The sequence below is a fragment of the Nostoc flagelliforme FACHB-838 genome (assembly GCF_014698065.1).
In the GTDB taxonomy this organism is placed as follows: Bacteria; Cyanobacteriota; Cyanobacteriia; order Cyanobacteriales; family Nostocaceae; genus Nostoc; species Nostoc flagelliforme_B.
Map to the genome: position 1 here is coordinate 43,425 of NZ_JACJSI010000029.1, position 12,214 is coordinate 55,638.

The window sequence follows — 12,214 nt, forward strand, 5'->3', positions numbered from 1 at the left end:
AACGCCCGCATAATAAATTTAAAGACAAGCTTTTAAGTTATTAAATCCAGTTTTCACGACCAGAGATCGAACACAATCAGGCGGCTATTGTGCAAAACACAGCGGAAATTTGAATTGAGATAATTGCGTAGCTGTGAGTAGTAATCTAGCCACCAGAAGGCGGGAAATCCAATGACTATGAAGCTTGCTCCTGCTTGTCGCATTCGTTCGAGTTCCTGAATGGCAGTTTGGTCGTCAGGTGGAGCGCCCCAGTAATTACCGTCGCGTTCCAAGAAGGGAAGGAAATTAGATTGAGGTAGAATCTCGGAACTCCACTGATTGTCGTCAACCAAAATAAAGCACTTTCCTGCTGGAATCGTGGCTGCGATCTCCTCAATGGCAATCTGTTGTCGTTCTGACCAGCTAAGATTGAGTGCGGGTACCAGTTGAGATGTAAACTCGCTGCGACGCATACTAATATGCAATAGGCGCTCTGTTAGCCACTGACGATAAGATGCATCCTCTGCACGCGGTGACTGTAACAAAAAAGCGATCGCATCATTACGTTCTGCCATTACAGCCAGCGCCCCTGTTCCACTAAGGGAGTGAAAGCTGACCTGGGAATCCTGTTCAACGTGAAACCGGACTTGAGCCAGTTCTTTAGCAATAAAGAAGAAATCGAATTGCACCGCCATCCGCAAGTATAGGTTCAAGTCTAGCAAGTACTTAGAGTGCGTGATGTCGAATCCCCCAACCGCCCTGAGTGCAGAAGCGCGAAACATCACTGCACTGGTACGCAAAATCCATTTCCGTCCATCAACAATTTGGTGGATGAACTCTAGACCGTCGATCAGCCCTTGTGGCAAGTTGTCTGAAAATTCTGTGCCTGTTACCTGTAGTAGAACACCATTAGTGTCGATAAATTCAGCTTGGGCAGCCGAGAGACCAGCATGAGGATGGTTGTCTAATGCTAGGACAGACTCGTGAATGAAGTTGGACAGCAGTACATCATCATCCGATAAGATGCTGAGATAGGAACTAGTGTTTAGCTCAACACTCCGCTGCCAATTGCCAAATATGCCAATATTGACTTCGTTGCGTACATAAACAATTCGCGAATCCGCGAATGAGTGTACAACTGCCTCTGTATCATCGTCAGAAGCATTATCCAATACAAGCACCTGGAAATCTGGATAGTCCTGTGCTAGCACGCTTTCAAGGCTAACCTTTAGTAACTCCGAGCGATTGTAGGTTGGGATTGCGATCGTAACTTTGGTTTCAGGTTTCATATCGTTTCTGCTCACTCCCTGTTTTATTAATAACGGCCAGGCAGTATCAAGCTAAAGTGTGTAAATCAAAGACAACCAAGCGTTCATTTTCCAAAAGACAACGAAACTTAGCACGCAAATAGCGAACGAATTCAGCATAGTAGTCAAGCCACCAGAAGGCAGGCCAGGCAAACACGATGAAACTTGCGCCTTCATGGTGCAGTCGCTCAAATTCCTTAATTGCTATGGCATCTCCACTAGGAGGCCCCCAATACACACCCTCTTTTTCTAGAAAAGGGATCGCTTGGCAATTTTCAAGTAGCTGATGATGACCCAGTTCGTCCATGTCAACCAAAATATAATTCTGCCCTTGTGCAATCAAGGAACCTAACTCTTTACCTAACTTGACCATCCGTTGAAGATATTTGTGACAAGAATCTTCCTTATATTCAAATACATCATTAACTTTAATGCCTTGTTTGTGTAAATATTCCCGTAGAACTTTCTCTTCATAATAATAGTGGCTAAGTCGCCAGTTATAAGTACGCTTGTTTGTGCCATTATGACCATGAATGCGGTATAGCGAATGATACTCATTAATCCGCCTGATACTGCCAGAAAAAGGAGCCAAGAACCCGAGGTATGACTCTGCATTTAATCGATAGTTAGTCTCAGGCATAGGTAAGATTTTCTCTAAATAGCTGCGTAACCAAACGTTACCGCTAGTAGGTGGAAAAGTATGACCTTCTAAACCATATTTAAGCTGGTCGTTGTATAAATTACCTTCTAGTAAAATACCTTCACAATCAATTTTTTCTAGTAAGTTGCTATCAACATCAATGACCCGCAAGGGCCAATGAACCTTAACTGCATCTGGATCGTCATGCAATATTTTAACTGCTCTTTCAATAGCACTCGGTAGCAAAACATCATCTGAATCCAAGAAGCATATAACCTCACCACAACTAATAGCAAAACCAGCATTAAATGCAGATGCTTGTCCACCATTATCTTTTAAGACAGGAACAATTTTTTCTCCATAACTGGTGATGATTTGTTGTGAGTTATCGGTTGAGCCATCATCAACTACGATGACTTCTGTAGGCTGATAGCTTTGATTTAGGGCACTTTCAATTGCCTCGGACAAAAAAGAGCCATAGTTATAATTGGTAATGATGATACTGGCTAGAGTTTTTTGCATATACTTTTCCCTTTATCCTAATTCAAACACAATTACATAATCGTTTTTTAATAAGTAAGGAAACTTTTGACGCAAATAGTCATGAAATCCAGTAAAGTACTCTAGCCACCAAAAAGCCGTCCAAAAGAAGACAATTGCATATACCCCAGTTTGGTGCAATCGCTCAAATTCTTGAATTGCCATATTATCATCTGTGGGAATTCCCCAATAATGTCCATTGCATTCAGTAAAGGGAATAGTCTGAAAACCTTCAATGATTTTGTTGCCATTTAGGCAATCCTCATCGACTAAGATGAAAGGTTTGTCTGCTGAGATTACAGCCTTCAGTTCCTCCCTCAACTCATACAGATGACCAATGCGATTACGCTCTTCCACAAAATATAAATCTGCGGTCATTTGAGCCAGATTCCACTTTTTCTGAATCTCATCTAATTCCTTGGCAGCTTGTTGAATATCCCATCTTTTAAAGAAATAATCGAGGTTATCGCGTTCTGGAGGAAAAGGATGCCAGAAATGAATAACAGACTTCGGTTCAAACACAACTGGGATGTTTGAATTATACAAAGCCATACTAGAATCAATCCAATCTAAATAGACGACATCATCAAAAGGCATCACTCGATCGAAAACACTTCGGCGGTAAAGTTGACAATGAACCTCTCCAGATAACTCTAGTTTTCGGCGATGAGAACCTTGATCAAGCTGTTGATCGCCTGTAGCTGGCAGAATTTCCAACTTGATCCCATCCGTCGTTTGTACTGAATGAACCTGTCCTAAGTTTGGGTCCCAGTGAATTTTAGTTGCACCCAAACCGCCCTCGATAATACGGGGAATGGCCACATCAGCTGGATGTTCTTCGCAAGCCTGGATGAGATAAGACAGCCAATCCTCTTCTACGAGAACATCATTCTCGATGAAACACAAGAAATCATCATTAGGGTTAGATTCCTGAATTACCAGATTTCTTGATTGATTAGGCATCAAATAATAATCCTTATAAATGACTTTGACATTGCTACGCCCCGCAAGCACCTGTTCAATTTGCTGCCAGTAAACTTCAGGAGTGTTGCAATTTATCATAATTAAATTAAAAGGAATATGCGTGTAGTCAAAAATTCGCTGCAAAGATTCCGCAGCTAATGAGAACTGTTCGCGAGGAAAAAATCCAATGGTGACTGTTGGCATATTGATATTTCTAAATTGAATCATGATGATTAATTCATAGCTGCTTCTAGCAGCGAGGACAGAACTTTATGGGAGTCAAAATAATCTTCCGCAATCTTCCGTGCGGCATGACGATGTTTTTCATAGTTAGAATTGATCGTGTGGACACCGTTCATCGCCTCGCAGAGGTCTTGGAAGATTAAAAGTCCTTCTCCGATCGGTAGCCAATCGCTTAAGCCTGTGTCTTGAACTAGAATTGGCCTGCCGGAGGCTAGGTAACAGACGCTGCGATCGCTAAACCAGCCACCTTTGGTAGCAACATAACCCTGTTTTGCTACTCCAAACTCAGCACGGGATGCTTGAACAAATTTCTGGTAAGACTCTGGTGTAAAGGACGCAAGCCATCCGGGAATCACCTCCCAGCCATACTGCAATAGTTCATCAGGAAAGCCGCCGCTTAATGCAATCCGAAACTGCTGTTTGGTGAGTTGCGGTATATCAATAAACTTTAAGAACTCTTTATCTTTGTTGCCGTAGGTGATTCCTTCGGATACTACCTCCCGATAACTGTGCCACTGCATAATCGAACTGAACCCGATGGTGTCATTGTCTTCAATTACTGGCCAGTAAGGCAGTGCTACTGGAGGTAATGTTTTTAGCCAATGCCTACCGTTTGTGGGGATAAGACAGTCTTCAACATCTATGCGTTGTCCAATCGTGAACAGGCGATCGCAACGTTCAATCGTTTGTACTAATTCCGAATTACCGCTAGCAATATTAATCTGCGTAAAACCGGGATCTGCATCAATATAGATGTGGCGCTGCGGCCATCCATACTCATCTCTCCAAACAGAAAGTGGTGAGCCACGGACAATCATTAAATCAGCCTGAGAGCAGATATCTTTAAACTCGTCAATCTCCATTCCGACTGAATGCTCGTCAGTTCGGTAAATCCACTTGTTCTTAAAACCAAGCGGTTCTAAGCAGTTTTTAATATAATTTGTCGGATAGTCTAACTCCGTCGTGATTTGCTCGGTTTCCCAGTTGTAAACCCACGACATCGATCCACATTCTTCTAAATAGAAAATATCATGTCCAAGGGCACGCAGACCCAGAAGGTATTGCAGGTCAGACCAGGCGTTGCCCCCTATGGGAAATCGACCGATAGCACTAGCAAAAATTATAATCATCCTATTTTAAATTTATTAAATGTTTTGATTTAGATCAGGACTAGTCAGACTGGAAATGGAGATAGATGAGTTCTATTCGTAGTTAAAACTGTTTCCAGTAATTTAGGTAGCACCACTTTGTAACTAAAAAATTGCTCGGCTAATTCCACTGCTGCTTGACAGTGAGCCTGATAATTTGTGTTGACGCGCTCGATACAGCTTACGGCTGACTGCAAGCATGAAAATGCCAGCACACCTTGCCCCGTCGGCAGCCAATCGCTAAATCCAGTATCTTGTAAAATGACGGGACGACCAGCAGCGAGATAGCAGACAGTGCGATCGCTAAACCAACCGCTACGAGTTTTGACATAAGCCTGTTTGGCAACGCTAAACTCACCACGAGAGCCAGTTAGGTAAGTTATGTAGGTTGACAGATTAGCGCTAATTTCCTTACCATCTCGAATTAACCAGCCTGCTGCCTGTAAAGATTTTGCAACCTCTGCTATTTCTGCATCCTTGCCGGCAAGAGCAAGTTCGAGTTTTTGCGAACAGTAGCTAGGGAGTTCCAGCAGACGCATAAATTCCTGATCTTTCTGTCCATAATGCTCACCTTTGTAAGTCACACCTCCATAAGCATTCCAATTGGCAATTGTCGTAAATGGTAAATCTACGCGTTCTTCGCAACTATCTTTAGGAATAAGTATCGGGTTCCATATCTCTGGTACAACAGGCGGTACAGTGGGGAGCCATTTAATGCCATCACTCGGTATGCCGCAATTGGGTTGCCCAATATTAACGCCATAACTAAAGTAGGCGTGATATTCATTGCGACCCTCGGCAGCGAATGTCCCAATCTGCGTAAAGAATGGGTCCATATCGATTAATACTCGATGTTTGCATAAAAGAAACTCAGGCAACCAGCAAACTCCACCGATATTTAATAGCAGATCCGCCGTTTTGAGCATCTGCTTTATTTCTTGCCAATCTGCACCGTAGACAGTTCCTGTATCACGATTTACATAGCACACTGTCGCATTTACACCATAAGTGTTTATTAGTGTCTGGACTGCGTGCAAACCAAAGCCAGGATCATCATTGTAATTGTGGTTGATTGGGTTATAGCAGGACTCAGGCCAGCCGCTTTCCTCCAAGTATAGAACTTCATGTCCCAGATTATGTAGCCCTAACACATAGTGAAAGTAGGCTAAGAGATTGCCAGCTACTGGATGTCGAATCATATATCCGCAAACAACAATGCGTGCCATGCTTATAACCCCGCTCGCTCCATGAGACTGCCAATCACTTTCTCTGCGGCAAAGTACTCTGAGGCAATTTCGCGGGCTGCCCGGCAATTGCCTTCGTAGTCGCTTTCGATCGCGTCCACTGCCGCCAAAATATCTTCCATAGTTTTGAATGCAAATAATCCCTTCCCTGTGGGCAAGAACTTGCTAAACCCTGTTTCTTGGGTAATTACAGGACGGCCTGCGGCCAGATAGCAGGCAGAGCGATCGCTAAACCAGCCACTATGCAGTCGCGTGTATTGATCCTTAGCTACGGTGAATTCACCGCGCGATCGCTGGATATAATTGCGGTAAGAATTCAGATTTTGGGAGAGTTCCATTGAGTCTACCTGGCTCCAACCGTGTTTTTGTAGCAGGTATCGCACATCCTGGCTGACATCAGCCGCCGCAATCTCAAATTGCACTGAGCGCTGGTGCGGCAGATCGATAAATTTTTCAAACTCGCGTGCCTTTCGCCAGTAATAGGTTTCACCTTGATATGTAATATCTTTACCTCCCTTGTTGTCCCAGGTGGTAATGGTGTTGTAAGCTATACCTGGCGTTTTATCTGACGTTTGCCACAAGTCTGTTGCGATCGCTTGACGAGTCGGTAACCACTCAAAGCGGGAAGTTGGTACTCCACAATCAGGCGCACCCAGATTTTCCCCAAAGCTAAAGTGTGTATCATGGGCTTCCAGGTCAGCAATTAAGGTTTCGTCTCCCTGAACAACCCGAATTTGAGATCCAACTGGATCAGATTCAACATAGATGCGGCGACGACAAGCTAAATGCTCCTCACGGATTTCTTGAGCGCCAGTTACATTCAAGAATGCGTCTGCTTCCTTATATAGGTTGAGGATTTGGGTTTCGCTCATCCCATAACACTCGCCCCCTGGATAGTGGCCGCGAAATGCCCAACGCTCTTTAAAGCCATAGTCCTCCAAAATTGGTGCGACTCGCTTAATGTTATCGGTAGCGTCTGGAGATAGATCGTTAATTAGGGGGTTGTAAATCCAGCGTCCTGAATCTTCGATGTAGTAGGGATCATAGCCGAGTTGACGCAGCCCAAGCATATAGTGGAGAAATTGATAAGTTACTCCTGCTAGGGGATACCAAAACAAAATCCCGAAGACAATAATTTTCCCCTTAGTAGGGGGTTCATAATTCATGCTTCCTACCTCCTGCCTCTAACTGCCGAACGATCCGGGCAGGATTGCCAGCTACAACGGTATACGGTGGAACATCCTCGCTAACAACAGATCGCGCACCGACGATCGCCCCTTCACCGATTGTCACCCCCGGCAAAATACAGGAATCAAATCCAATCCAGACGTTATCTTGAATCCAAATTGGTTGGGCTGGGACATCAGCGTTAGAGAATTGAGAAAGTTGACACGATGCTCGTTCTAAAATTTTTCGTCGCTTGGCAATGTCGAATGGTAAGCGGTAAGTATCCATGAGGACAACTTGCCAGGAGATCAAAGCATAATTGCCAATCTTTAGTTCGGCATCGCAGACGATGCGGGCACCGTGAATCAATGCATATTCCCCCACCTCTACCTGAGCGCGGGAACCTATGTCAAACATAGTATCTTTATATACAGCAGAACCTTTACCTAATCGTAGCCCTACTGCTAATTGGCTGCGGTAAAGTTTAAAGCTGAGGCTAGTCTCAATATAAGTGTCGTCTCCTAAAACAACATTGTCGGGAATTGTTCCCGGATACCAGTCCCAAGGCAATGTTCGTGTGGCTTCCATTAGGTTTCTACCTCCCCAATCACCTGGGCTGGATTGCCCATCACCCTGCTACGTGGTGGTATATTCCGTGTCACCAATGCCCCAGCCTCAATCCAAGCTCCAGCACCGATGCGAACTCCTTTGAGGATCGTGACATTGGGGCCAACCCAAACATCATCTTCAATGATTACCGACTGGCACATCACAGGAGGGCGGAGCCGTCCTTTTCCCAGAGGAGAGCAGGCGATCGCATCTGCAATTCTTTCTGCTGGTGCGATCGGATGAAAGTCAGTGTCAGCGATCGTGGTATTCCATCCCAAAACCACATAGTTGCCGATGCAAATTTCCTGTTCGCAAAGCAGGATGACACTAGTCAAATAACAATAATTTCCAATCTCAACCCTAGCAGCTTTGCCCAGCGCAAAATGCACATAATCCAACGTGCAGTTTTCTCCAACGAGCAACGCGGGGTTGATGCGGCTCTGAAAGCGAGCAAAACAGCGCTCATCATGGTTGATAACACTGTTGAGTCCCACCTGGACATTGCATGGAAGAGTTAGACTCGTCTGGCAATCGGGTGGCTGGTTGGTTAAATCATTCATGATTTCAGGGGAGCGCTGCATATTGTAATGGGAATCAAGATGGGTTGGTAAACGGTCTGTAAGGTTTTGAAAGGATATTTTTATAAAATTTATACTTAGTAATTCAGTATTTTAATCTTTGGGTATTTATGGCAATTGCTGTATCTCACTCTTTTAAATGCTTCAAGTATCTACGCTGATGCTGGTTGAGTTGAGCCGAAATGTAATTTATACAGCTTCTTGTAATAACCACTTACCGCTAGCAACTCCTCATGAGTTCCCATCTCTACTACTTTCCCCTGATCCAACACTACGATTCGGTTGGCTCGTTGAATTGTCGAGAGGCGATGGGCAATAATAAACGTAGTCCGTCCTGCCATCAGTCGCTCTAATGCTTCCAGCAACAGAAACTCGGTTTGAGCATCCAGGGCAGAGGTGGGTTCATCCAGAATTAGCACTGGAGCATCCTTGAGCAGGGCGCGGGCGATCGCTAACCGTTGCTTTTCGCCTCCTGAAAGCGTGGCTCCGCGCTCACTAATTACCGTGTCATAACCTTGAGGCAATCTTTGAATAAAGGCGTCAGCATTGGCAGCTTGGGCAGCTTTGACGATCGCTTCACGGCTGGCATTAAAGCAGCCATAAGCAATGTTCTCGGCGATCGTTATCGGCAGCAAAAACGGCTCTTGCAGCACGAGGGCAATCTGCTCGCGCAGGCTTTTCAATTGCACGCTTTGTACATCCATCCCATCAAAAAAGACTCGTCCCTGCCAGGGGTCAAAAAATCGGAGAATCAGCGAGACTAGGGTAGTTTTACCAGCACCTGTTGCGCCTACTAGAGCGATCGTTTCTCCCGGTCGCGCTTCTAAGGTAATTTCTTGGAGAACGGGATATTTAGGTTCGTAACCGAAGGTGACTTTCTCTAAACATACGTGTCCGCGTCCTCCTGCTGGATTAGCAGGCAATAGTCTGGCAGCAGGGGCATCTTGCACCCCATCTTTAGCATCTAAAACCTCTAACACTCTACGAGCACTAGCTGCTGCTGCTGCAAAACTGGACGATATATAAGCCAGAGTCGCCATCGGCACGTACAGGGAGCCGAGATAAGAGAGAAAGACCAGTAAAGAACCAATTGAGAGTGACCCATCCAAAACTTGGAAGCCACCGTAAGCCATGATTACTGATGTTCCTACTGCGGTTACGCCTCCCACCCCAACTTTGAATTGCATTTGGGCAAGGATAGAGCGTACATAAGCTTGGAGGGCTTTTTGAGACAGGTGGCGAAAGCGCTCATCTTCGTGTGCTTCACGTCCGAATGCTTGAATAATCGGTAGCGCTGTCAAGGTCTGCTCACTCAACGCTACGATCTCACCTTCAAATTGTTGATACTCATAGGTTCGCTCAGTCATGGGTTGGTTAAAGACCCAAATGAGTAACATTATTAGAGGAGCAATCATAAGTGAGAGCAGTGAAAGGGAGCGATTAATCTGCCACATGACGGCGAACATTGCTAGCAAATTCACCACAGAAGTAAGCATGGGCAGAAAAACCCCCATCGCTAGATTCTGAATACACATGCTGTCAGTCATTACTCGCCTAACAAGATCGCCAGCGCGCTGTTGGTTATGGAATCTTAAAGAAAGATGCTGTAAGCGATCAAACAGTGCTGCTCCCAAGTCATAAACCATCTGGCTGCCAACACCAGCTCCAACATATTCCTGTATCAGCCGAACCCCTTCGCCAGATAAAAATAGAACGATTGTGGCACCTGCTAACCAACCGAGCAACTGAATGTTGGATTCACTGCCAGGCAAGGTTTTGAGCCAAACAAAACTATTTGGTAGCGATTGGTTGTTCAGGACGTAATCAACGATCAACTTCAAAGACCAGGGCTTGAGTACATTCAGCCCCACATTAATCAGCATTAGCACCATTACAAACGTGAGTCCGTGCCAACGAACCAGGGCGTAACGTGCCAGTCGCAGCCACCACAGTTTCATAAAACGACCTCCTGCGGCGTTTCTGGAAATTGCAAGGAGTGTAGACGATGGTAGAAACCACGGACAGCCAGCAATTCCTCGTGTGTTCCCATCTCCACAACCTTTCCCTGCTCCAGAACCACAATTCGATCTGCTCGTTGAATCGTCGAAAGTCGATGGGCAATGATAAACGTAGTCCGGCCTTCGATCAGGCGATCTAAAGCTTCCAGCAGTAAATTCTCAGTCTGGGCATCCAGGGCAGAAGTAGGTTCATCGAGAATCAGCACTGGCGCATCCTTAAGCAACGCCCGGGCGATCGCTATTCGCTGTCTCTGTCCTCCAGAGAGGAGCGCTCCTCTTTCGCCAATCAAGGTGTCATAGCCTTGGGGCAATCGTTGGATAAAGTCGTCCGCCTTAGCCGCTTTCGCTGCTGCGACAATTTTCTCTAGGCTTGCCTCTGGACACGCGTAGGCAATATTTTGTGCTACCGAGAGGGGCAGCAAAAACGGCTCTTGCAGCACTAGGGCAATTTGCGATCGCAAGCTTTCCAATTGCACACCTCTTAGATCCACCCCATCAAAGAGAATTCGTCCCTGCCAGGGGTCAAAAAAGCGGGGAATCAGGGAAACCAGTGTACTCTTACCAGCACCTGTCGCGCCTACTAGGGCGATCGTTTCTCCTGGTCGCGCTTCCAGGGTAATTTCTTGGAGGACGGGATAGTTAGGTTCGTAACCGAAGGTGACTTTCTCTAAACATACGTGTCCCCGTCCTCCTGCTGGATGAGCAGGCAATGGTCTGGCAGTAGGGGCATCTTGCACCCCATTTTTAGCATCCAAAACCTCTAACACTCGATCTATATTGGCATCTACAGACTTTAGACTCCCGTAGGTGCCAAATAGTCCCTTAAATGCTCCTTGTATAGACTGGAGATATGCTAAGAATACGAGCAGGCTGCCGATAGTCATAGCCCCTAATAACACCTGCTGCCCGCCCACATACAGAACGATCGCAGTACCGATGGTTGTCACAGTCCCATTTGCCACACTGTAAACGCTCTTGAGCAGAGTTTCACGTTGTGATAAAACAACTGCGTCTGCCGCTAAATGTTCAAACTGCCGGGTATTGTAACTCTCTCTACCAAATGCCTGGATCATAGGGATTGCTGTTACCGTTTGGTGGACAAAACTGGTGAGCCGTGACTGGGCTTCGCGGTTAAGTTTTGTCCGGCGCTTGAGTCGGGAACCAAAAACAAGGGCTGAACCGCCCATCACTGGTGCTACGAAAAGCGAAAGCAGCGTTAGTAAAGGACTCAGATTCCAGGCGACGATGCTGATAGTTGCTAGCGTCAGCAAGTGTTGCACAGGTGAAATCAGCAAAGCACTGCTCAAGGTGTAAACGCAATAAGTATCTCCGGCCAAACGGCTGAGGGAATCACCAACAGTCCGTTGGTTATGGAACAACAGTGAAAGGCGTTGCAAACGATAGAACAGTTTCTGGGCCAGTTCGTAGACCATACCTTGCCCGACAGCACTCCAGACCCAGTTAAGACTAGTTTCCAAGGTAGCGTTTAGAGCATAAAGTCCAAGACTACAAACAGCGGCAATAACGACCAGCAGCATCGGTGTGAGCGCCAAGTTAAAAGTATCCAGAAATGAGCCAGCTAGCGGGGGGATTACTGCTTGACCGAAGGCATAATCCACCAGGATTTTCATTGGCCAAGGTTGAAGTGTTGCGGTGGCTGAAGTACCAGCTGTGAGACCGAGGATTGCTATTAAGGTACGCCAGTGGCGCAGTGGATATCGGAGCATCTGCCCGTATCGATGCGTTATCGCTTTGATCTCTTGCCTCACTTACAGATT

At 45.9% G+C, this 12,214-nt stretch carries 10 protein-coding genes; all 10 read right to left on the bottom strand.

The annotated features are described in order from the left end of the window. Window positions 1–53: 53 nt before the first annotated feature. Window positions 54–1,268 (bottom strand): glycosyltransferase family A protein, encoded by a 1,215-nt coding sequence (locus H6G97_RS16320; protein WP_190941792.1) that lies wholly within the window; start codon window positions 1,266–1,268, stop codon window positions 54–56. Window positions 1,269–1,314: 46 nt separating this feature from the next. Continuing rightward, window positions 1,315–2,448 carry a glycosyltransferase family 2 protein gene (locus H6G97_RS16325; RefSeq protein ID WP_190941793.1) on the bottom strand — a complete coding sequence of 378 codons (1,134 nt, stop codon included), beginning with the start codon at window positions 2,446–2,448 and terminating at the stop codon, window positions 1,315–1,317. 12 nt (window positions 2,449–2,460) lie between these two features. Next, the gene (locus H6G97_RS16330) at window positions 2,461–3,657 is read right to left on the bottom strand and encodes a glycosyltransferase family 2 protein (protein ID WP_242054954.1); all 1,197 of its coding nucleotides are present in this window, start codon (window positions 3,655–3,657) and stop codon (window positions 2,461–2,463) included. Between the two features lie 5 nt (window positions 3,658–3,662). Then, complete coding sequence (locus H6G97_RS16335; RefSeq protein ID WP_190941794.1) at window positions 3,663–4,802, bottom strand: glycosyltransferase; 1,140 nt, start codon at window positions 4,800–4,802, stop codon at window positions 3,663–3,665. Between the two features lie 44 nt (window positions 4,803–4,846). After that, window positions 4,847–6,046, bottom strand: coding sequence for a hypothetical protein (locus H6G97_RS16340; RefSeq protein WP_190941795.1), 1,200 nt, complete (start codon window positions 6,044–6,046; stop codon window positions 4,847–4,849). 2 nt (window positions 6,047–6,048) lie between these two features. Then, window positions 6,049–7,230: a hypothetical protein gene (locus tag H6G97_RS16345; protein WP_190941796.1), complete on the bottom strand. Its 1,182-nt coding sequence runs from the start codon at window positions 7,228–7,230 to the stop codon at window positions 6,049–6,051. Next, a complete protein-coding gene (locus tag H6G97_RS16350; RefSeq protein ID WP_242054955.1) occupies window positions 7,220–7,819 on the bottom strand; it encodes an acyltransferase in 600 nt (199 codons plus the stop codon). The genes H6G97_RS16345 and H6G97_RS16350 overlap by 11 nt, the downstream gene beginning before the upstream one ends. Beyond that, window positions 7,819–8,400, bottom strand: coding sequence for an acyltransferase (locus tag H6G97_RS16355; protein ID WP_190941797.1), 582 nt, complete (start codon window positions 8,398–8,400; stop codon window positions 7,819–7,821). Before H6G97_RS16355 ends, H6G97_RS16350 begins: the two co-directional genes overlap by 1 nt. A 170-nt stretch (window positions 8,401–8,570) precedes the next feature. Continuing rightward, window positions 8,571–10,376: an ABC transporter ATP-binding protein gene (locus H6G97_RS16360; RefSeq protein ID WP_190941798.1), complete on the bottom strand. Its 1,806-nt coding sequence runs from the start codon at window positions 10,374–10,376 to the stop codon at window positions 8,571–8,573. Next, window positions 10,373–12,205, bottom strand: coding sequence for an ABC transporter transmembrane domain-containing protein (locus H6G97_RS16365; protein WP_190941799.1), 1,833 nt, complete (start codon window positions 12,203–12,205; stop codon window positions 10,373–10,375). The genes H6G97_RS16360 and H6G97_RS16365 overlap by 4 nt, the downstream gene beginning before the upstream one ends. Window positions 12,206–12,214: the final 9 nt, after the last annotated feature.

Excerpts from the sequence above, each read along its gene's own strand:
- H6G97_RS16335 (WP_190941794.1), bottom strand. The coding sequence starts at position 4,802 with ATGATTATAATTTTTGCTAGTGCTATCGGTCGATTTCCCATAGGGGGC.
- H6G97_RS16360 (WP_190941798.1), bottom strand. The coding sequence starts at position 10,376 with ATGAAACTGTGGTGGCTGCGACTGGCACGTTACGCCCTGGTTCGTTGG.
- H6G97_RS16330 (WP_242054954.1), bottom strand. The coding sequence starts at position 3,657 with ATGATTCAATTTAGAAATATCAATATGCCAACAGTCACCATTGGATTT.
- H6G97_RS16320 (WP_190941792.1), bottom strand. The coding sequence starts at position 1,268 with ATGAAACCTGAAACCAAAGTTACGATCGCAATCCCAACCTACAATCGC.
- H6G97_RS16355 (WP_190941797.1), bottom strand. The coding sequence starts at position 8,400 with ATGAATGATTTAACCAACCAGCCACCCGATTGCCAGACGAGTCTAACT.
- H6G97_RS16325 (WP_190941793.1), bottom strand. The coding sequence starts at position 2,448 with ATGCAAAAAACTCTAGCCAGTATCATCATTACCAATTATAACTATGGC.
- H6G97_RS16340 (WP_190941795.1), bottom strand. The coding sequence starts at position 6,046 with ATGGCACGCATTGTTGTTTGCGGATATATGATTCGACATCCAGTAGCT.
- H6G97_RS16345 (WP_190941796.1), bottom strand. The coding sequence starts at position 7,230 with ATGAATTATGAACCCCCTACTAAGGGGAAAATTATTGTCTTCGGGATT.
- H6G97_RS16350 (WP_242054955.1), bottom strand. The coding sequence starts at position 7,819 with ATGGAAGCCACACGAACATTGCCTTGGGACTGGTATCCGGGAACAATT.